The sequence below is a fragment of the Vibrio clamense genome (genome assembly GCF_050337905.1).
Classification (GTDB): Bacteria; Pseudomonadota; Gammaproteobacteria; order Enterobacterales; family Vibrionaceae; genus Vibrio; species Vibrio cortegadensis.
Map to the genome: position 1 here is coordinate 331,131 of NZ_JAKJTJ010000021.1, position 20,939 is coordinate 352,069.

Genomic DNA, 20,939 nt, shown 5'->3' on the forward strand with positions numbered 1-20,939 from the left:
AGCCGGGATATTAACAATAACCACATTATTATTCAATAAAAACCAGTTTTAGCGCACGTTTTGACTGTTCTATATGCTATTTAATGAAATAAAATGTTATGAGTTCTAATTATTAGTGGTCTATGGTTTGGGTGCGATTGGGCTCGGCCTGGATCAGTGGGCTGCGGTTGGCTAGAGGTAAATTGAGCTCAGAGTTGTTAGGCTATCGAGATATCCACATGGTTCATTATCGCTGCAGCAGAGCGTATACTCTTAAATCACAGACTAATGTAATAGAGTATTGTTATATGAATATTCGTAAGTTAAGTGGGATGCTTTTTCTACTCTCTTTTATGGGCTGTTCTACCGTTGAAACTACGCCGACTAACACCTCTCCTTCTACGGTTGCAGCTGATCCCGATAAAGCAGAAATTGAAACTTGGATAGATAAGAGCATCTTGGCTCCAGAAGGTCTATCGATAGAACAAAATCAGATTAAGTACCTAACGGGGAGCGTAGATCTAAATCGTGATGGAGACGTTGAGCATCTTGTATTAATACAAGATCGTTATTTCTGTGGTAGCGGTGGGTGTACCGCAGTTATGTTCGATAGTGTAGGTAAAGTGATTAATCGAATCACTGTAGCTCGAACGCCAATCACGTTAGCCAACAGCTATCGTAACGGATGGCAAGATTTTATCGTGTGGAGCAATGGAGCTTATCGATTGATGAGCTATAACGGTGAATCGTACCCGAGTAACCCTTCCCTAGAACCTAAAATAGACAGAGAAACAAGCGAAAAACTAGCTCAGATGAAAGTTGCCGAGACAGAATTGTATGCGCAAGATGGATATGATCTTCAGCCTGCCGATTCGACTGTTTTATGGACGCCCGCAGAAACTTATTATTTCACATTCAAACATTATGGTGACCCGTTTAGCTTCTATGATGCGACAGTCAATTTGGAGAGTGGAGAGATCGATATTGTGATAACACCTAAATCGGAATCAGACCTAAACATCAGCCAATAGCATCGTATTGTCTATAGCTCCGCCTCAATAGCTTCTATTGCCATCTTGACACTGATGGGGATTTGGCTGTGGAAAGGGTGTAGCGAATAGACATTGGATGGTGCCATTTCAAAGTTCGGCAGTACTTCTCTTAATCTATCTTGGTGTTTCAAATAGATTAATTGCGGCAATATACCTATACCTAATCCATTCTGAATTAGCGCTAAACTATTTTGAACCGTATTCACTTGATGAGAGACGGTGAAAGCCAAAACATGAGTCTTGTCAGACCTTTTATTACTCAATTTATGAGTGATTTGTTTTGATTGCCAGTGATTAGCAATGTAAGGCTGCTTCTCTATCTCACTGTCGACAAATGTTGGATAATCTTGAGAAACACATAGCACATCTTGCACCGAACCAATCTTCTTCTGTTTCAAATTACTTAGCTTTGATTCGCCAACTCGAATCGCTAAATCAATCCCTTCTTGCATTAAGTCTAGGTGGCCATCATGGGCGATGAGATTGAGCTTTACGTCTTGATATTGCTTAAATGCAGAGCTTAGAGCAGGGATCACAATACTATTCATCAGTGCGTGAGAGGCTGTAACCGTCAGTTTTCCTTGAGGGTTATCTTGTTGATGTAAAATATCGCTCCATGCTTTTTCGGCTAACCGGTGCATTTCACAACATTGTCGATAAAAGTGTTCACCTGAAGCGGTGAGTATCTGTTTTCTCGTTGTTCGTTTGAGCAGCGGGACATCAAGATCGAGCTCTAATTGTTTGAGATGTTGGCTAATGACCGATTTAGAAAGGTCGAGTTTTTCTGCCGCTTTAGTGATTGAACCTGTCTCGACGATAGTCATGAAGAGAGTCATTTGTTTGAGTTTATTCATGCTAGCTAAATTCCATTGTTCTGTTTTATTAAACAGTATTTTCTAATTGGTCTGTTTTTCTTGCTTAATGATGCGCTTATAGTTGGCTACATACAAACATTTGGAGAAGAATAATGACTCAAGAACAAATTTTATCAGCATGCAAAGCTGGGATTTCAGCATGGCAACAAGCATTTAACGCTCAAGACGCAGCAGGTTGCGCAGCCCAATATGCGGAAGGAACCGTAATGGAAGCACGTCCATTCGGAACGTTTACTGGTCGTGAAGAGATCCAAGCTTTTTGGCAAAATATCATGGACCAAGGATTTTCCGATGTGGATTATACGGATGTGACATGGGAGAAAATTGGTGATGATGGCTACCTGTTAAGTGCAAGCTGGACGATGAACAAAGCATTTGGCGTTGTTCATCGTGAACATTGGACGATTCAAGAAGATGGTAAAGCGCGTCTGATTTCGGATGATTTTGAAGTGCAAGGCGAGCGCTAGAGCATCATGCATCTATTAGGAATAATGCCTAGGTAAAATAACTTTAGGCATTAATTATTATACAAACACTAGTGTAATCTTAAGTTTTGGTAATGAAAATTGCCTTTGATATTTTATAAATATAGACTCGCCTCCTGTCTGATTTAGAGGATATTAATCTCTGTGTTAATTACGCCGCCTTAACGTTCCACCCTCCCATAGCTTCATTGCTAACTAAAGCCCTGTATTCGCCTGAGTATTTGGCTTAACTCTCTGCGCTTGTTAATTCTATGCCGTATTTTCGGTTACTTTTCCGCGTTTAAAATTTATCAAAGAAGCACTTATTTACACCCCAGATCTATTTCTGGTGCGTATTTCAGTACGTAAATTGAGAATTCAATGTTTAAAAATTTCAAAATTGATTGGATGTCTAACATCCGTCGCGACTTGCTTGCGGGTATCGTTGTTGCTCTAGCTTTAATTCCTGAAGCTATCGCTTTTTCTATTATTGCAGGTGTTGACCCTAAAGTTGGGTTGTATGCCTCATTCAGTATTTCGGTTGTTATCGCCTTCACTGGAGGTCGTTCAGGCATGGTATCTGCTGCAACAGGTGCTATGGCATTATTGATGGTCACGTTAGTTAAAGAGCACGGGTTAGAGTACCTACTTGCCGTTACTGTACTTACTGGAATATTGCAGATCTTAGCGGGTTATTTAAAATTGGGCAGTTTGATGCGTTTTGTTTCACGCTCAGTAGTCACAGGTTTTGTTAATGCGCTAGCGATACTTATTTTTATGGCGCAAATTCCTGAACTTACTAATGTTACTTGGCACGTATACGCCATGACTGTTGCAGGTTTAGGGATTATATATCTTTTCCCATATCTACCAGTAATCGGAAAATTAATCCCTTCACCGTTAGTGTGTATTATCGTACTAACCGCAATTTCTATGTCGTTTCATATTGATATTCGTACTGTTGGAGATATGGGGCATTTGCCTGATACATTGCCAATTTTCTTGTGGCCTGATGTACCATTAAACATAGATACCTTATTGATTATATTGCCATACTCCATTGGTTTAGCAGTGGTCGGGCTATTAGAGTCGATGATGACAGCGACGATTGTTGATGATTTAACTGATACCAATAGTGACAAAAACCGAGAGTGTAAAGGGCAAGGTGTTGCCAATGTTTTTACCGGTTTTCTTGGTGGAATGGCTGGTTGTGCGATGATTGGCCAATCAATGATTAATATAAAATCTGGCGGACGTGGTCGGCTATCTACACTTTCAGCGGGTGTGTTTTTATTAGTTATGGTGGTGTTTCTTGGCCCGTGGTTAAAACAAATACCAATGGCGGCTTTAGTTGCAGTGATGATCATGGTTGCAATTGGTACTTTCTCATGGAGTTCGATCTCGGATTTAAAAAAGCATCCAATATCAACCAATATTGTAATGCTATCCACTGTGGTTATTGTTGTAATGACGCATAATTTGGCTATTGGTGTTTTGGTCGGAGTGTTGCTTGCTTCACTATTCTTTGCCAACAAAATCAGCCGCATGATGGTGATAAAGAATAATTCAGACGAAAATAGCTCGCGTGAATATACCGTAATAGGGCAAGTATTTTTTGTGTCATCGGATAAATTTATCACTTCTTTTGATTTCAGAGAGGTGATCGAGAGTGTGACGATTGATTTATCGGCTGCGCACTTTTGGGATGTCACTTCGGTATCTGCTTTAGATAAAGTCGTGGTTAAGTTTCGACGAGAGGGAACTCAAGTGGAACTTATTGGAATGAACCAAGCCACTCAGACTATTGTCGATAAATTTGGTGTGCATGACAAACCAGAAGAAGTTGAAAAACTATTGGCCGGACATTAAGGATTAAAGAATGAAAAATATCATAGCTTGTATTGATGGTTCCCCTATGACGCCTGCAACGTGCGAAGCGAGTGCATGGGTAGCATCTAAGATTAATGTGCCGCTTATCTTACTGCATGTTCTCGATAAAACGGCCAGGCCAGTGGTCAGTGAGTTTTCTGGACAAATTGGATTAGGTAGCCAAGAAGAGTTGCTAAATGAACTTGCCGAGTTGGATGAGGCTCGTAGTAAAGTCGCACTCAAGCATGGAAAACAATTGTTGGATGAAGCGGCTAAATGGGTAATGAAAGAAGGCATTACTAATGTTGAGCAACTACAGCGACATGGAAGTTTACTTGAAAGCCTGATTGATTTAGAAAATGAACTCAGAGTGTTAGTAATTGGTAAATTAGGTGAAGAGCAGGGCAGCAATAAAACGATAGGTTCTCAACTTGAAAGTGTGATTCGTTCTATTAAATCTCATACGTTAGTAGTTAATGCCCCATTTTCTATCCCAACATCTTATCTCATTGCTTTTGATGGCAGTCCAACGAGTGAAAAGCTGATTGAAAAAGCGATTAATACGCCTCTGCTTTTTGGATTAGATTGTCATTTAGTAATGGTGGATGACTTTGCGGCAAAGAGTGCGGCTTTTGAGAAAGCGGCGATTAGATTGAAAAATGCAGGGCTTAGTGTACATGAAGACATACTGTCAGGATCTGTTGATGATGCTTTGTTGAAATACCAGAAAGATCATCAAATAGGCATGATGGTAATGGGGGCTTATGGGCATTCAACACTAAGGCAGTTTTTTTTAGGAAGCAATACAACCAAGGTATTAATAAAAAGTGAATTACCTTTATTATTAATACGTTAGTTATGGGCATATAAGTGAACATTAGCTAATAAAATAACGCCTAAAGTAGATTGCTTTAGGCGTTTTGCTTTTATACGAGGCTTTCAATGTAAGTTGGGTAATCAATATAGCCTTGTTCGTTACCGCCGAATAACGTATTGCCGTCTAATGCTGCTAGGTCATAGTTATTCTCTAAGCGTGATACCAAATCTGGGTTAGAGACAAACGGGCGACCAAAAGCGACAAGATCAGCATAGCCTTTGTTGAGGATCTCATTAGCGCGTTCTTGTGTGTAACTGCCTGCGACGATAATCGTATTGGTAAATATTTTTCGTAGCTCAACACGGAAGCTTTCAGGGATAATTGGTGCATCGTCCCAATCGGCTTCTGATAAATGTAAATAAGCAATATCACGCGCTTGCAATTTTCTTGAAGCTTCAAGAATAGTTGGCACAATATCTGGACAATCCATGTCTTTAAACGTGATGAAAGGAGCTAGGCGAACCCCAATTTTGTCAGGCCCAATCTCTTTGCTTACCGCATCAACCACTTCAAGCAGAAAACGAATACGGTTTTCACGAGTTTCGCCATATTCATCGATCCTATGGTTGGAGTTAGTTCGAAGGAATTGATCAATCAGGTATCCGTTACCACCGTGTATTTCTACACCATCAAACCCCGCTTCTATTGCACGTCTTGCAGAGTAGGCAAAATCTTGGATGACACGATGGATGTCATCGTGCGTCATTGCCCTCGGCTGAATGCAATCGACCATATTGCCGTTGCCTTGTTCATCTGCAATCCATACTTTGGTTTCAACAGGAGCAAGAGCAGAGGGGGCAATAGGTAACTCCCCTTTCTGGAACGTCGGGTGAGATACTCTTCCTACATGCCATAATTGACAGAACATCGCAGCACCAGCTTGATGAGCCGCCGATGTGATTGGTTGCCATCCTTTGACTTGTTCATCTGTGTAAACACCAGGAGTGAATGAGTAGCCTTGAGAGTCGTCTGAAATTTGTGTTGCTTCAGAAATAATTAACCCTGCAGTGGCTCGTTGCTTGTAATAAGTCGCCATCATTTCATTTGGAATGTTCCCCGGCTGGCTCGTACGTGCCCGAGTCATTGGAGCCATTACGACTCGATTTTGCAAGCCGATGTTTTTTAAGTTGGTTTTCTCAAATAATGTGTTCATGTTATTACCTTTCGCTCGTATTAGTTAATTAATGCGCCGCCATCAATATCGATGATTGAACCTGTCATATATGGATTTGTAATCGCCATCACATAAGCCATCGCAATATCTGAGGCTTGGCCAATGTGACCAACAGGCAAGCTCTGTTTTGCGTTGTCATACATAGATTCACGAGATTTTGTATCCATATTTTGATAAGCGGCTGTTGCTGTTAATCCTGGGCTTACAGCATTCACTCGAATTGGAGCCAATTCTTTAGCGAGCACCTTGGTCACCGCTTCTAAGGCGGCATTTATTGCTGATTTTGTATAAGTGTTGGCCACCACCTTTCGAGATAACATGCCCGTGGTAAGGGTGATTGAGCCATTGGGTTTTAGATAACGAGCTGCATGTTTAGCCGCGTGAATTGAGCCCCAAAATTTGGTATCAAAAGCTGATTTTGCTTCTGTGATAGCAACATCAGTTACCCTCCCGGAGGGAGCCGATGACCCTGCTGTAACAACAAGATGATCAATTGGCCCAATCGACTCAAAATAATGATGAACTGATTTTTCATCACTGATATCTAGGCCAGTAGAGCGACTTACCACATGAACAGTATTATTTTCATGAGTGAAGTACTGAGCTACCGCTTCGCCAATCCCAGAAGTGCCTCCAATGATGACAAATGTGGTTTTTTCTTGATTCATAATGTGTACCTTCTAAAAATCGTAATAGGATGATGCGGTTAACCGCTGTTGATTAGAGTAAAAGGAGAAATAGAACACCTAAGAAAACAATAACGAGACTCTCTATTCTCTGAACTAATTTATAATCAAAAATATCGATATTCTTCTTTGAGAAGCAAAAGGGAATGTCGTTAATAGCGAATTGATGTAATGGATTTTTTGTCATTTTTGGATTTAAAACCATCGAACGGCTCCTTTGTAATGAGGCTCAGGTTATGAGCCTTTCTAAAAGAATTAATTTGCGAGACTTGGTGTAACTAGTGCTGATGTTTTTTCTTTTTGATTGGCTTTCGCAATGAATAGTAAACCTATGACGGGAACTACTACGGCAGCAAAAGGAATCATGCTTGCTCCTAATTGGCTATCGAGTACCATGCCGCCTAGGAAACCACCGAATGCATTGGCTAAGTTGAATGCCGATATGTTTGCTGTTGCTGCGAGTTCTTGGCCTTCACCGCCGTGATTCATCACTCGAAGTTGCATGGCCGGCACGTTTGCAAACGACGCAATCCCAAAGATAAATGCGGTGATGACAAAGAGAATTTTGTTATCAACCACCAAGCCAACGGCAATTAATGAAATAATCATGGCGACAGCCCAGAACATCGATGCTTTTCCTAAGTTTTTGTCAGAAGATCGACCACCTAAAATATTGCCAATGATTAAACCAACTCCCACAATAACCAGAATCCATGTCACAGCAGACTCACCGTATCCTGTGATATGCATAGCAATTGGCGCGAGGTAGCCATACAGAGCCATAAAACCAGACCATGATAATGCGGTGATTGCTAAGCTAATGAGCAACATTGGGTTTTTAAATGCCATAAGCTGAGTTTTAATATCTTTTGCTTCGCTATGACCTGTTGAATTTATTGAAGTTAAAATTGAAATCATAGCGACGGCACCAAATGCAGCAACCGTAAAGAAGGTGGTGTGCCATCCGAACTGCAAACTGATCCAAGTACCCGCGGGAACACCAAGAACATTGGCAAGCGTTAAGCCCGCAAACATTTGGCCAACAGCACGACCTGCCATTTTTTCGGTGACTAAATTGGTTGCGACAACGGCACCAATGCCATAGAACGGCCCCTGAACAAGGCCAGCAATGACACGGCTAATCAGTAATAAATGGTAGGTTGGTGCTAGCGCCGATAATACGTTGCCAATAATAAATAGTGCCATTAAACCAGTTAGAACGACCTTCTTATTAAAACGGGCTAAATAAATGGTTAAGACAGGGCCGCCAATCACAATGGCTAATGCATAGGCGCTGATTAAGTAACCAGCTTGACCTTCAGTGATCGAAAGGGATGTTGCAATTTGCGGTAAGATGCCAGCAATCACAAATTCGGCAGTACCGATGGCGAAAGCAGCCAATGTGAGTATCCAGACTTGAAAGGGCATTTTTTCTTTATTCATGATGTTACCTTTAGCTTATTCTTTGTTGTAATTAACTTATGGCAACTATTTTATCTGTTCGACTTAAATTGATAATTGGGTAAAATGTAAAATCATTATTCGGATTTACTGAATAGTGGTGATTGAGCGGTAATACTGGCACGAGAAATGAAGAGGTAAGAGATGGATAAATTCTCTGATATGGCGATGTTCGTGAGTGTGGTGAAGCATCAAGGGTTAGCGGCGGCAGGGCGTGAATTAGGGCTTTCTCCTGCAACAATGACGGCAAGGCTACAAGGATTGGAAGAACGCTATGGCGTCAAGTTGCTCAATCGAAGCACAAGGCATATATCTCTCACTGATTCAGGTGATCTTTACCATAAAGCGTGTCTTGAGATCCTTGAAAATGTAAAAGAGACAGAGAATCTCATTTTGAATGGGGTGAAAGAAGTCAAAGGGTCACTTAAAATCAGCGCACCAAAAGACATAGGTAAACAACATATCCTTCCCATCTTGTCTGAATTTTGTGAACAATTCCCAGATGTGGTGCCTTACTTATATTTGAATGACGATGTCTCAAACATCGCTGAATCGGGTATCGATATTGTTATACGTTATGGTGAGCTTGCCGATAGCAGTTTGATATCGCGACGATTATCGTCAAGCCATCGAGTCCTGTGTGCATCACCGAAATACTTAGCGAAGTATGGCACGCCATTAACCCCGCAAGATTTAGTAAATCATCGCTGCCTTGCGATGGTTCGTAGTAATGAAGAGCTTAAAACGTGGCATTTTCAAGATACGGATAAAAAGAATGTAATAACAGTATTGCCTAAACGATTTTCAGATGACGGCGAAGTGGTTCGGCATTGGGCATTAGAAGGTGCGGGGATTGCTTTGAAATCAATACTAGACGTGCAGGACGATATCGATAACTTACGCTTGGTTACGGTACTGAATGGTTATATGACCAATTTTAACACATCGACATCAGTATCAAGTGCTGACCTGAATGTTGTCTATATGAGTAAGAAATATCAGCCTAAGAGGATTCGGCTATTTCTAGACTTTCTTTTTGATACATTTCGTAAGTAATGAAATGAGTCATAGTCGAAGATAAATACAGCAGCATGATTAACTTAATATTTATTAATGAAAATTTTAGGCTCTAAAACGGCGAAACCCCGATGTTGGTAGCATCGGGGTTTCTAATTTTTAGATTTCTCGGTTGGTAATGCCGATTATCTTTCTATGCAGCAGGTAATGGTTTTATCCACTTAATTCCAAAAAGGAATTAGATGCGGATGAAATCCATGTGCTCAACTTTTGGCTTGTAAGCGTGACGTTGAACGTCTTGTGGCTTAACCTTAACTTCTGCGCCGTCGATCACTAGAGTGATTTCTTCGTAGAATTCAGGTTTGTCCATTTGGTTCATTACAACGTGGTGCTCAAGCGCGATAGCTACTGCAGCTGCTTCGCCACCGTAAACTACTGCTGGGAATTTACCCGCGTGACGTAGGCGGCGGCTCGCACCCTTACCTAGTTCAGTACGTACTACTGCTTCAAATTTCATAGGTTTTACTCTCAAATAGTAAAATTAAACTTCATCACCAACATAGCGACCTAGTTGATGCGGTATAGCAAGAATAGAAAATTGGTAGTTACTATTCTTGCGAGCGCGGATACTACCATTCTCTATTGGTTCGGGCAAGAGTATTGTCCTGAATCCTTCTCTAATTGAACGACTAATGGCTTAGTTTTTAAAATATGTCAGTAGAGAACTCGTGGTTAAAGCGAAAGGGATGATTATTTAGGCATTGTGATTCGATTTTACTCGTTGTCGTAAGCTGTTTTACTTTCTCAATTCTCAATTCTCAATTCTCAATTCTCAATACTCAATGCGAACTTCAATTTGAATACTGGTAGGTTGGTGTACGGTATTGATAATCAAACTCAAAAGCATGAACTGAACCTGAATGTCTTACTCACGATAGGTTAAGTCACCGCACGTTAATCTCTTCATCAGAATATAAAAACCAAACATTATTTCAATCGATGGAGAAGATTATGAACCCGATTAGCATTGTTGTGATTACCCTAAATGAAGAAAAACGAATTGGCCGTTTAATGGATGACTTAAGTAAACAGAGCCATCGTGATTTTGAAGTGATTGTGGTGGATTCGAATAGTGACGATTCAACATGTGACGTTGCCGCAGCCTATGAATCAAGCTTGCCTGAGCTTTCCATCCATAAAATGAGCACACGCGGAGTCAGCTTAGGACGAAATACAGGAGCATCATTAGCCAAGCACGAACGTTTACTGTTTCTAGATGCCGATGTTCGTTTGAGTTCAGATTTTCTAGCCATGGCGATTGCTCAGTTGAATGAACGAAAACTTGAAGTTGCTGGTGTCTACATGGGGTCTAAAAATCTGCCTCTTTTACATAAAGCGGGTTATGCGATGTTTAATGGCGGCTTATTTATTACGCAGTTCTTTTTCCCAACCGCAGTAGGCGCGTGTATTTTCTCAACGAAAAGAGTTCACCAAGCCTTAGACGGGTTCGATGAAAATATCACGTTGTGTGAAGACTGTGACTACGTCAAAAGGGCCAGTAAAACGTGGCGATTTCGTTTCCTCTCACTTCGCTTCGAGTTCGATCCACGACGTTTAGATCAAGATGGGTTGTTCAAAATGGGGCTGACATACCTTAAGGCTAATGTGCGCCGTTTCTTCATCGGTGAAATGCGTAATAACGAGATGGAATACAAATTTGGTCATTACTCTGAGGGCTGATCAATATTGGCTGCACTGAATGTGTCGGTGTGGCCAATATCGTAGAGTGGTTTAGAAAGAAGAGAAACAGCAGAGTCATGAGGTGGTTATGTGGGAAAGCGCGGGTTTATTTCTGGGTGCATTGTTAGATGCACTCATTGGCCCTAATTTATTTGTCCCAGGAGAGCCGTTTTTAATTGCGGCGGGTTACCAGTTGTACCAAGGCGTATGGCTTGGTGTTATTGCCGTACTATGTGGAGCTCTGGTTGGTGATCAGGCCAGCTATTGGATTGGCCGAAAAGTTGGGAATTCAGCGCAACGAAAATTAATGCGTTTTCAGCCTAAGATTCGTCGTCCTATTGCCCGCTGTCGGATATTGATGCAGAAAAGAGGCAATTATGTACTCGCCTTCTCTCGTTTACTTGGTCCTGTTTCGTGGGTGGTCCCGTTTATGGCGGGTACACAAAACATCGAGTGGCGTAGATTCAGTCTATTTGACACTTTTGGTGTAATGCTTGGCGTTGGGCAGTTTGTCTTTTGGGGCTATCTGTTAGGTGCTGGTATTGAACAAGTCCCTTTTGTCGACGCGGCCAAAACATTTGTGTTGGAACATCAATACTTGTTGATGTTATTTGCTTCTACCGCTGTTGTGGCTTTTATCGCATACAAGAAAAATTGGCGATTCCCAGTGACTAAAAGTATCGGCTTTTTGCTTATTGGAATGTTAGGTGTCAACTATAGCCATTTCTTTTGGTTCAGTGATGATGCAGTGGTAACACCTGGGAATACTCAAACTATGGAGGTCGTTTCTCAGTATAAAGAAAACGCAAACCCTTCCCTTATTTCTCTAAAAACAGCATTTCCAGTCGCGTCCGTTACTTTTAGCGACGATTTAATGTCGACACCGTTGTTGCCATCAGACTTTAAAGTGTATCCGGGAAAGTCTCCCTTTTTTGATGCCCAAGCCCTGAATCTGGTGCTCATTGGAGAGTCGCCTCGAACATTAATGGCACAGCTTGGCTGGATTGAGAACAAAACCTTTTCCCGCGATGAGATTGAGTGGAAAGATTACTTACAGCTTTTAAGCGATAAAACACCGCCCGTGTCGGATCTATTTTGGAATGAAGAACCTCAACATATGGCGTTTCAACTTCCAGGAACATTGATGAAACGGAGTCATGTTCGCTGGTGGAAAGCGGGTATTGATCCTATTAGCCAACAACCACGTTGGGTTGGTGCAATCAGTTATGATGATGGGTTAATACTGACGCCCTATAGCGGTATTGTGACTGTTTTGCACAGCATTGATCCAAATGTCGACCATGAACGTGACCAATTCGCGGCGAAGGTTGAACTGACTAACCTTAATTGGAGTACTGAAATGCAAGCTTTAGGGCAAATCACGGTGCTAGATGGCCAGCATGATTATTACAGTGACGGACAAGTCTTAGTGATTAAAGAGAATACGTTATTGGCAAAAGTGACGAAGTAAGGCTTTGCAATTTTGTTTGATATGAAAGATGCGTGATGCAAATTGGAGGTTTTCATATTGAATATTAAGTCTGAAGTGGGAACGAGTTTCTACTCGAATCCAAGCTTGATGCCGTTGATAGTATGATGAGTTGATAAATTTAACGATGTGTTCAAATTCAGTTTAGAATTTGAACACATCTTCAATATTGTTCTAGAGTCGCTGTCTAGCAAACTAGACAAAAATAGTACTCGCTCTGCTAGTAACTACCTTAGACTAATATCAAGCAAGATTATTTTACTTGTAATATTAAACCATTATCAGTGTCTAACAAAGTGTATTTCTTCTGGTCATCACATTCAACTTGGTAACCTTTTACATTTGATGCTAGTTTAAAATCAGTGATTTTTGAGCACTTAATACCACCATCTTGAATAACTCGTAATGCAGCGACAATGTTCTGAGTATCTGTACTTATACTAGGCGCTTCAACTTTAGGTAGGCCAAAAGCCATTGCGTTGAAAGACAAAGTTAAAGTCGCTGTCACTGTTAATAGTTTGATCATTTTTTTACCTGATATATTTATGTTTGGGTGTAATTTATATGGTATATCATATCATGTAAAGTGTAATTTTATTGTTAGAATCTACTAATTATTTCATCAAATAAAATATCGTACTGTTTTTGTTTTCTTTTCGTATTTTATACCATATGATGCCGAAAAATTTTATTAGCTCATGCCAATTAATAAACAGAAATTTTTTGTTGGTTATGGGGGCTCTGTGTTTTATAAATCGAAAGGTAATTAAATGAATTATTTGAGAGTTAGCTCTGTTGCTTTCGCCGTTATGGTTTCTTCTGGTTGTTCTACTCTTATACAAAATAGCGATTATAAAAAATTAAATGAGCCTCTTGAAAAGGGAGATGTCGCAACAGCACTAATTAATACAGAGCAACTTGCTGGTGATATCAATCCTGAAGATGGTCAAGCAGGCGATCTTTTATGGGCTCTGCAAGCGGGAACCCTGAATCATGCTACTGGTAATGATCAAAGAACTATTATGTACTTTGACTCTGCCGAAAAATCATTTCGAGACGAAAATTCTGAAGGTGTTCTGAAAAATACTGGTGAAGCGACAGGTGCAGTCTTAGTGAATGATGCAGTCCTTGACTATGAGCCAACGCAATTTGACATGGTGTATGCTAATCACTATAAGGCAATGTCTTTTTGGCATGATGGCGATCCAGCCATTGCACGTGTTGAATTTAATCGTGCTGATGAACGCCAACGTCGTGCTGCAGAGGCTTTCTCAGATATCATCAAAGAGCAGCGTGAGCTTGCAAATACAGAAGATGTTAAACAGATCAATTACAGTAAGATGATGGGTGATATTGATACCCAAATGCAGTCCGCAGGTATTGATATGACCGGAGGTGAGTGGGCCCCTTACGAAGGTTACGTAAATCCGGCAGTCACTTATGCTTCATCATTGTTCTTTATGCTTGAAGGCAAATCGCAGTCTGATTACAACAAAGCGATTGATGGTTTCAAGCGAGTGTATGGCATTAGCAAAAATGCTTCCGTAAAGGTTGATATGCAAATGGCGCAATCTCTGGCAAAAGGCGTTGCTGATTCTGAAATGAAGCCGACGACTTGGATTATTCATGAAGATGGTTTGGCACCTAAGAAGTCAGAATTTAGGATTGATTTACCGGTGTTTCTTTTAACGGGGAAGGCTCAAATCGCTTCTTATGCGATACCAAAGATGGGAACTGGTACACCTGCGGTTAAAGAACTTAAAGTAGGTCATTTTGTTACTTCTGAAATAGCGGATGTGAGCAAAATCATTAAATCTGAATTTAAAGAAGAGCTTCCTGCCATTAAAGCTCGCGCTGCTGCATCTAGTATCTCTAAGGTTGTAATGCAAGTTGCGGCTGCAGAAGCTGCAAAGAAAGATGAGACAGGCGCTGGCGCATTATTACAGCTTGGAACCATGCTTTATACCCTGGGTTCGACCAGTGCTGATATTCGCACGAATGTTCTTCTACCAAACACTGTAAACGCAGTGCGCATACCTAAACAAAACTCGTTTGTTATGAAGGCTGGTGTTTTCGATATCCCGGTAACTACTGATCCAGATGCAAAATACTCAATTGTCTATGTACGCACGATGAACTCAGTGGTAAAGCCAACTGTATCAGTCATTAATATCCAATAATTAAAATCTAGGAAATAACATGAAATTATCAAAATTCATCACTCTAGCTGTTTCTGCATTAATCATGGTAGGTTGCCAAACGACAACGCAATATATTGATAGTAGTGATCAAACAACAAATATTACGGCTGGACTATCGAACGCTGATTTTGAACAAGCAGCACAAGAGGCAATTGAAGAAATGATTGTTTCTCCTTTGCTTGTTCATCCTAAGGCTCAATCTGGCGGTCGTTACGTTATAGCTGTAAGCGATATTACTAATGACACTATGCAGCGTATTTCCACCGAACAAATAGCTAAAAAAATTCGTGTTGGTCTACTTCGTTCTGGTAAATTTTTAGCGACAAATGCGATTGGGGCAAACAAAGACTCCCTTGTTGTAGAGTCAAGAAAAATGCAGGAATCTTCGATTGTGAATAAGAGCACAGCTAAAGGAAACAGCATAATCATGCCTGATTTTTCTTTGTCTGGAACTATTCTTCAGCGTGTTAATTCATTAGATAGCGGTGACCAAAAGATTGAATACTATTTCCAGTTAACTCTAACAAACCTTGATAACGGATTAGCGTATTTTGAGTCAGAAACTGTAATTGGCAAAGTGGCTGACGGCTCAACGGTTAGCTGGTAAGACAAATGACTAAAGGTATCCAGTGGGTACCTTTTTTAACGAATAAACACTCAGGTAATGTCTTTTACGCGTTTACTACGAATAGCGCGAAGTAGGTAACATGAAAAAAATTTCAATATTAATTGCTATTGCGATGGGTTCAACGAACGCACTGGCGAATTTAAGTAATACTGCAGTTGTAGACACTGTAGCAACTAACGATACACAATCCGTTCAGAAAGAAAAACACGCAACTCAATCTCAAGACCCAGAAGATATAGCAATTCAACGAATCCAACATCGTATAGCCAAAGAGTGTGTAATCGATAGCTTGGGGTATACATTGAACCCTAAAGGTTGTGTTGATGCACAAATCAAATTCTATGTCGCTCAAGTAAAGAAAAAAGAACGAGCTAAAGCTGCAAAGCTTGGTGCCGCCTATAAAAAATCGTTTGTTCATAGCGGTACTGCGAAAGTCTCTGTGGATAAAACAGATTTGAAATGGGGAGACCATCGTATTGCAGCATTCGATGATGCGATTCAGGTAGCACGCGTTAACTTTATCACTGAAATTAATGCAGATTTGTCTTCGTCAACGTTAAAGGGCACCTCATTTGATAACGGTATCGAAAAAAACGTTAGTTTTACGGACTCTGAAAAGAGAGCGTTTTTAAATAGAGAAGTGAACTTAGATATAACAGCAGGTGTTGCAGATGCAGTGATAGAAAGTGAAACGGGAAAAGAAGTTAACCTTTCAGATAGTATTGAACTTCAGCCGATGACTAAAACAGTTAAGGGCAATGAGTCGACGGTCGTGACTACAAAGAGTGTTGATGCTGCAGCTGAGATCTCGGGAAGCTACGTTGTACGTTCATTTGAAGCAGTTAGTGGAGAAGGTGTCACTTGGGTTGGTGTCGTGATTCGTGGCTCTGAAAAATCAAAGCGTCAAATTCGCTCGATCTATGAAGGTGGTTCTTCATATCAACCGGTTCCTGAAAAAGTAGGCAAGGGCATAGATCCATATATTTGGTTTAACAAAGAATACAACAACCTTTATAAAGAAGTCGGTACCAAACTGATGTGGAATGAACGTGGCTATCCCGTTTTACTGTCTTTTGGACAAACTTCTAACCCATATGTACAAGGGACGTTTGATTACGATATGTATGAAACAGACTTTGCAGCTGATGAGGCATTGACTCGCGCTTTAGGTGGGTTGTCTGAAGTATTCAATTTACAAGGTGTATCAAATAAAAAAAGTGCAATTGGAAAAACAACGCGTAAAGAATTTACAGTTACATTTGATGGGCAAAATGAAAAAATTAAGACGAAAGAAATTACTGATCTTGTCAAAAAGGTTAAGTCATTTTCTGAAATGAACTCGTCGACTAAAGGTATGCAAGGATTGAAGGAAATTGGTACTTATGACAATTACCATCCTGTAACTAATAAGAAAATCACTGGAGTTGTTTACGTATGGAGCCCGGAATACGCAGCAGCTTCTCAAAGTTATAGTGCTCAACAAGGGGCTGACACGTCAAAAGGTATTGGTGGATATAACGGTGGAGGTTCTATTGCGGGTCAAGAACAAGCCACAACCCCTGGCGTATTTTACAGTGAGACACAGCCTACGCAACAATCTTTAATCATGTCACAAGACTTGATGGATGATTCTGACTTTTAATTGGCTCCCTGCGTTAACTCGTGGGGTAATACTTTAGGATGTAATAATGAACAAATTATTTCTACTGTTACTGATTTTGCCAGCAATTGTGTCAGCAAAATTAGTTGGAGTTGAAGCCACTGGTTATGGCGTTAGTATTAGTGCCGCGACTGATGACGCTTTGGTCGCTGCAGTTAAGCAAACAAACAACACGACAATAAATGTGAATCAAAAGTCAGTGTCAACATTACTTAAAGAGAATGGGACAACGGATCTATCCAAAGCGACAGGTAAAACATTCGATTTAGCCGCAAATGGTGTGATCAAAGAATATAGAATCGTTGAGTCGGAATGTGATGACGGTAAGTGCTTCGTTAAAGTTGTTGCAGTAGTTAAAGAGTCAAAAGAGACCGTGATTGAGAACCTCAATCGCAAAAAAATTTCAATTAAGAAATTTAAAGGTAAGTTGAGTAATAACTTTAATGCTGCATTAGAACAGTCGTTTACAAGAGGCGGCGGGAAGTTTGCTGTTATTGAAAACGCTGTTGATGAACAAATGGATTATCTGATTGAATTGACGCTTAAAAAGGCGAACACGAATTCTTGGAAAGTTGATAATCGGAAAACAGATCCTCTGACTAATAAAGTTACAGGTTCTATAAAAACAAAGTATTCATCAAGTTATGAAGTGAATTATCGAGTGATTTCTGGAGCAACTGGCCAAGTGAAGTACGCTAGCTCGAAAAAATCAACTTCCTCACGGAACAATTTAAGTTTGCTGGCTAAGTTGACGGCGAATAAGGTGTATGAAGATATTACCGATGCCGTTTTCCCTATGCGAATTGCTGCGGTATACCCGGAAGTCAATGAGATTGCAATTCCCACTGACGGTAAGATATTTGTTCTCGGTCAGAAACTGAAAATCACTACAGTTGGTAATAAAGTCCGAGACCCATATACCAAGGAAGTCATTGGCTATCAGACTGTAAAAGTAGGTGAAGCGAAAGTTTCCCGTATTGATCGTAAAGTTCTATACGCAACGGTTACGACATCAAATGTAGAGAGTATTCAACCCACGATGATTGTTGAAGTCATTAAATCTAAGCAAAAAATCGTCAAGAAAGCGAAAAAGCCTAAACCTGTAGAGGTAAAAGAAGAGTCAATTGTCGACAGTTCACATGGAGGGATTATACTCTAAATCAAAATTTAACTATTTTGTTTTAAGAGTTTTCTATCGTTGTTCTTCAGGCATCAAATTGGCAAAAGTGACGAAGTAAGGCTTCGTCACTTCTTTAATCATGTGGAAGGTATGATTCTATCAGTCTTGGGACACTTTCAGTGTGAGAGTGGCTTTTAAACCGCCCATATTACTTCTTTCCAATTCAAGTGAACCGCGATAACTGTGTGCCATTTCACTGACGATATTTAAGCCAAGCCCTGTTCCCGCTGTGGTTTCATCTAATCGAACACCACGCTTGATTACCTGATCTATCTGATCATTTGGAATTCCAGGGCCGTCATCTTCAATCATAATGGTTGCGTTGTCGTCACTGGTTTGAACGGCATGAACGCGGATAATAGAGTGAGCCCATTTGTAACCGTTCTCGAGTAAATTACCGACCATTTCATCAAGATCAGTTTTATCCACGTTAACAAAAAGATCACTATCTAGTTCATTCACGAGCACGACATTACGTTCTGCAAACACTTTATCGAACGCCATTGAAATCGCATCGACACGCTCACTGGGTGAGGTTCTAACTGCGAGAATATTCATTGATCCCGCCATTCGAGCGCGGCTTAAATGGTAATCAATATAATCTTGAATCTGCTTGATGGGAGGGGTGAGCTTGGCCTTTGGTTCTGACTCTAAGGTATCAATTTCATTTTTTAGAATAGAGAGAGGCGTTTTCAGTGCGTGAGACAAGTTACCTGCATGGTTTCGAGCGCGTTCAAGCAGTTCTTGGTAATGAAATAGTAGAGCATTGAGATCAGACACCAGCGGAGAAACTTCTTGAGGGTAGTTATTACTCAGCGCTTGCTGATCGCCGCTACGTAACATCGCAAGTTCTTGCTGCATTTTCGTCAATGGCCTGAGTGACCAACTGACCTGTGCTCCAATTAAGATTAAAACACCGGTAAACAGTAGACCTAAAATAACCCATAACTGACCAGTAAGCCTGTGTAAGGTCTCTTCAAGTGGATCTTCATCTAGCCCGATCAAAATGGAAATGGGTGTCGAAAGCTCAGGGAGATAAATCTCTCGTTCGATGTAAATCAGCTTCTCATCTTGAGCGCCACGCGCAATGGTCTTCAGTCCTGTTTTTTCAACTTGTATGCTTTTATCCCAAAGAGAACGAGAACGTAAAGTGTGTGATTCAGCAGAAGCTGTCCAATATAAGCCACTATAAGGTTGAATAAAACGAGGATCAGATAAGCGTGCGCTCATGGATAAACTGCCACTATCATCCGCTTCTATGTTCGCGGTGATCTCATCCATGCTTCGGTTAAGTTGGTTGTGAACGTCTTCTAATAAGTAATCGTTCACCAGTTTCGGTATACCAAGTCCTGCGGCCAAAATCATAGCCGACAGCCATAAGGCAGCCGCCAATAGTAGGCGGCTTTTCAGGCTGATATTTTTTAGCCTCTGCTTAGAGGTTCTGTGATACATAGAGGTTCTGTTATGCATAGAAGCTTTGTGGTGCTTAGTTGGCATTGAGTCTGTACCCTAAACCACGCACTGTTTTGATGACCTTAGGTGCGATTTTTTTACGGATCCGACCTATGAATACTTCGATGGTGTTTGAATCTCGGTCAAAATCTTGTTTATAGATATGTTCAACTAATTCGGTGCGAGAGATGACTTTCTCTGGGTTATGCATAAAGTAAGCGACCACTTTATATTCTAGGGCAGTAAGGCTCATGGCTTGACCTTGCCACATTACTTTTGAGCTTCGAGTATCAAGGCTAAGATCGCCTATTTGCATGATTGGAGAGGCATTGCCAGATGCGCGACGAAGCTGCGAACGAATTCGAGCAATCAGTTCTATCATTTCAAACGGTTTGGTTAAGTAATCATCCGCGCCTGCATTCAAACCTTCAACACGTTGAGTCAGCGTGTCACGCGCACTTAAAATAATTACCGGAGTATTAATATTTTCATCTCGAATACTTTTTAAAACCGTTAAGCCATCGAGTTTTGGCAATCCAAGGTCGAGCACAATCGCGTCCCACTCTTCTGATGTGGCGCGGTATAAAGCATCAATGCCATCTTGTGAAAGTTCAGGTACCCAGCCAGTATTTTCGAGGGTTTCAATTATTTGCTCACCAAGACGTGGTTCATCTTCGACAACTAAAATTTTCATTATTGTTTTTCTCTTTAGGATTGGATTTCAGTTTGGATTATTTCTTAATGACATCGTGAAGGTTGCGGCCTTTTATTTCAATCATTTCTAAGGTGGCAGCATTGTACTCAACTTTGATGACGCTGTTTTTATGTACTAATTTCAATTCATACACCCACTCATCGTCGTCTTCTTCTAATTCGACTTTGATAAGACGGCCGTTTAATTGAGATTCAACTGCCGCGTAAAGCTCTGAAAAGGGTTTAATTAAGCCTGCTTGTACTGCGTCGTAGACTTCGTCTTGATCTTCATCGATCTCCACGCGAGTCCCTGCTTTATGCTCATCTAGAACGATGTTATGCCCATTTTGATGATCTTTTGCGAATGCTAATGGACCTGAAAAAATGGATAAAATCAGACAAGATATAAGCGTATGTTGTGCCTTGTTTTTCATACAATTTC

20 protein-coding genes are annotated in these 20,939 nt (G+C 40.7%); 11 read left to right on the plus strand and 9 right to left on the minus strand.

The window, feature by feature from the left end; all coding sequences use genetic code 11:
- Positions 1-287 precede the first annotated feature (287 nt).
- A complete protein-coding gene (locus L4C39_RS09205; protein ID WP_113796016.1) occupies positions 288-1,010 on the plus strand; it encodes a hypothetical protein in 723 nt (240 codons plus the stop codon).
- An 11-nt stretch (positions 1,011-1,021) separates the two neighbouring features.
- On the opposite strand, the gene L4C39_RS09210 is transcribed toward L4C39_RS09205, so the two are convergent.
- Positions 1,022-1,885, minus strand: a complete 864-nt coding sequence (locus tag L4C39_RS09210) for a LysR family transcriptional regulator (protein WP_113796018.1) — start codon at positions 1,883-1,885, stop codon at positions 1,022-1,024.
- A gap of 113 nt (positions 1,886-1,998) precedes the next feature.
- Between L4C39_RS09210 and L4C39_RS09215 the strand changes: the two genes are divergently transcribed.
- The 3 genes from L4C39_RS09215 (at position 1,999) to L4C39_RS09225 (ending at position 5,095) form a co-directional block, all read left to right on the plus strand.
- On the plus strand, positions 1,999-2,373 hold the full coding sequence (locus L4C39_RS09215; protein WP_429745483.1) for a YybH family protein: 375 nt from the start codon (positions 1,999-2,001) through the stop codon (positions 2,371-2,373).
- Positions 2,374-2,751: 378 nt separating this feature from the next.
- Entirely contained in the window at positions 2,752-4,239 is a 1,488-nt protein-coding gene (locus L4C39_RS09220) for a SulP family inorganic anion transporter (protein ID WP_429745485.1), read from the plus strand.
- A 10-nt stretch (positions 4,240-4,249) separates the two neighbouring features.
- Positions 4,250-5,095 carry a universal stress protein gene (locus tag L4C39_RS09225; RefSeq protein ID WP_171756038.1) on the plus strand — a complete coding sequence of 282 codons (846 nt, stop codon included), beginning with the start codon at positions 4,250-4,252 and terminating at the stop codon, positions 5,093-5,095.
- A gap of 70 nt (positions 5,096-5,165) precedes the next feature.
- Here the strand turns inward: L4C39_RS09225 and L4C39_RS09230 are convergent, their stop codons facing one another.
- The 3 genes from L4C39_RS09230 to L4C39_RS09240 all read right to left on the minus strand — a co-directional run bounded on the left by L4C39_RS09230 (position 5,166) and on the right by L4C39_RS09240 (position 8,419).
- Positions 5,166-6,269, minus strand: a complete 1,104-nt coding sequence (locus tag L4C39_RS09230) for an alkene reductase (protein ID WP_429745487.1) — start codon at positions 6,267-6,269, stop codon at positions 5,166-5,168.
- A 20-nt stretch (positions 6,270-6,289) separates the two neighbouring features.
- Positions 6,290-6,958, minus strand: coding sequence for an SDR family oxidoreductase (locus L4C39_RS09235; RefSeq protein ID WP_261889170.1), 669 nt, complete (start codon positions 6,956-6,958; stop codon positions 6,290-6,292).
- Between the two features lie 273 nt (positions 6,959-7,231).
- Positions 7,232-8,419 carry an MFS transporter gene (locus L4C39_RS09240; RefSeq protein ID WP_136995857.1) on the minus strand — a complete coding sequence of 396 codons (1,188 nt, stop codon included), beginning with the start codon at positions 8,417-8,419 and terminating at the stop codon, positions 7,232-7,234.
- Positions 8,420-8,581: 162 nt separating this feature from the next.
- Between L4C39_RS09240 and L4C39_RS09245 the strand changes: the two genes are divergently transcribed.
- Positions 8,582-9,493 (plus strand): LysR family transcriptional regulator, encoded by a 912-nt coding sequence (locus tag L4C39_RS09245; protein ID WP_429745490.1) that lies wholly within the window; start codon positions 8,582-8,584, stop codon positions 9,491-9,493.
- Positions 9,494-9,692: 199 nt separating this feature from the next.
- Here the strand turns inward: L4C39_RS09245 and rplY are convergent, their stop codons facing one another.
- Complete coding sequence (gene rplY / locus L4C39_RS09250) at positions 9,693-9,971, minus strand: 50S ribosomal protein L25 (RefSeq protein ID WP_017053727.1); 279 nt, start codon at positions 9,969-9,971, stop codon at positions 9,693-9,695.
- Positions 9,972-10,465: 494 nt separating this feature from the next.
- Here rplY and L4C39_RS09255 point away from each other — a divergent pair, with 494 nt between their 5' ends.
- Both L4C39_RS09255 and L4C39_RS09260 read left to right on the plus strand, forming a co-directional pair.
- Entirely contained in the window at positions 10,466-11,194 is a 729-nt protein-coding gene (locus tag L4C39_RS09255) for a glycosyltransferase family 2 protein (protein WP_017053728.1), read from the plus strand.
- A gap of 88 nt (positions 11,195-11,282) precedes the next feature.
- Positions 11,283-12,665 (plus strand): LssY C-terminal domain-containing protein, encoded by a 1,383-nt coding sequence (locus L4C39_RS09260; RefSeq protein ID WP_429745492.1) that lies wholly within the window; start codon positions 11,283-11,285, stop codon positions 12,663-12,665.
- A 271-nt stretch (positions 12,666-12,936) separates the two neighbouring features.
- Here the strand turns inward: L4C39_RS09260 and L4C39_RS09265 are convergent, their stop codons facing one another.
- On the minus strand, positions 12,937-13,209 hold the full coding sequence (locus L4C39_RS09265; protein ID WP_429745494.1) for a hypothetical protein: 273 nt from the start codon (positions 13,207-13,209) through the stop codon (positions 12,937-12,939).
- A gap of 244 nt (positions 13,210-13,453) precedes the next feature.
- On the opposite strand from L4C39_RS09265, the gene L4C39_RS09270 reads away from it, so the two are divergent.
- The 4 genes from L4C39_RS09270 to L4C39_RS09285 all read left to right on the plus strand — a co-directional run bounded on the left by L4C39_RS09270 (position 13,454) and on the right by L4C39_RS09285 (position 18,331).
- The gene (locus L4C39_RS09270) at positions 13,454-14,863 is read left to right on the plus strand and encodes a COG3014 family protein (protein ID WP_171756034.1); all 1,410 of its coding nucleotides are present in this window, start codon (positions 13,454-13,456) and stop codon (positions 14,861-14,863) included.
- Between the two features lie 19 nt (positions 14,864-14,882).
- A complete protein-coding gene (lpoB, locus tag L4C39_RS09275; protein ID WP_429745496.1) occupies positions 14,883-15,491 on the plus strand; it encodes a penicillin-binding protein activator LpoB in 609 nt (202 codons plus the stop codon).
- A 100-nt stretch (positions 15,492-15,591) separates the two neighbouring features.
- Entirely contained in the window at positions 15,592-17,154 is a 1,563-nt protein-coding gene (locus tag L4C39_RS09280; RefSeq protein ID WP_429745498.1) for a hypothetical protein, read from the plus strand.
- A 46-nt stretch (positions 17,155-17,200) separates the two neighbouring features.
- A complete protein-coding gene (locus L4C39_RS09285) occupies positions 17,201-18,331 on the plus strand; it encodes a hypothetical protein (protein ID WP_429745500.1) in 1,131 nt (376 codons plus the stop codon).
- 120 nt (positions 18,332-18,451) lie between these two features.
- Here the strand turns inward: L4C39_RS09285 and L4C39_RS09290 are convergent, their stop codons facing one another.
- Genes L4C39_RS09290 through L4C39_RS09300 form a run of 3 tightly spaced genes read right to left on the minus strand, consistent with a single transcriptional unit; the run spans position 18,452 to position 20,931 of the window.
- Complete coding sequence (locus L4C39_RS09290) at positions 18,452-19,804, minus strand: ATP-binding protein (protein ID WP_429745502.1); 1,353 nt, start codon at positions 19,802-19,804, stop codon at positions 18,452-18,454.
- Between the two features lie 34 nt (positions 19,805-19,838).
- Positions 19,839-20,498 (minus strand): response regulator transcription factor, encoded by a 660-nt coding sequence (locus L4C39_RS09295; protein ID WP_017053731.1) that lies wholly within the window; start codon positions 20,496-20,498, stop codon positions 19,839-19,841.
- Positions 20,499-20,535: 37 nt separating this feature from the next.
- Positions 20,536-20,931: a PepSY domain-containing protein gene (locus L4C39_RS09300; RefSeq protein ID WP_017053732.1), complete on the minus strand. Its 396-nt coding sequence runs from the start codon at positions 20,929-20,931 to the stop codon at positions 20,536-20,538.
- Positions 20,932-20,939: the final 8 nt, after the last annotated feature.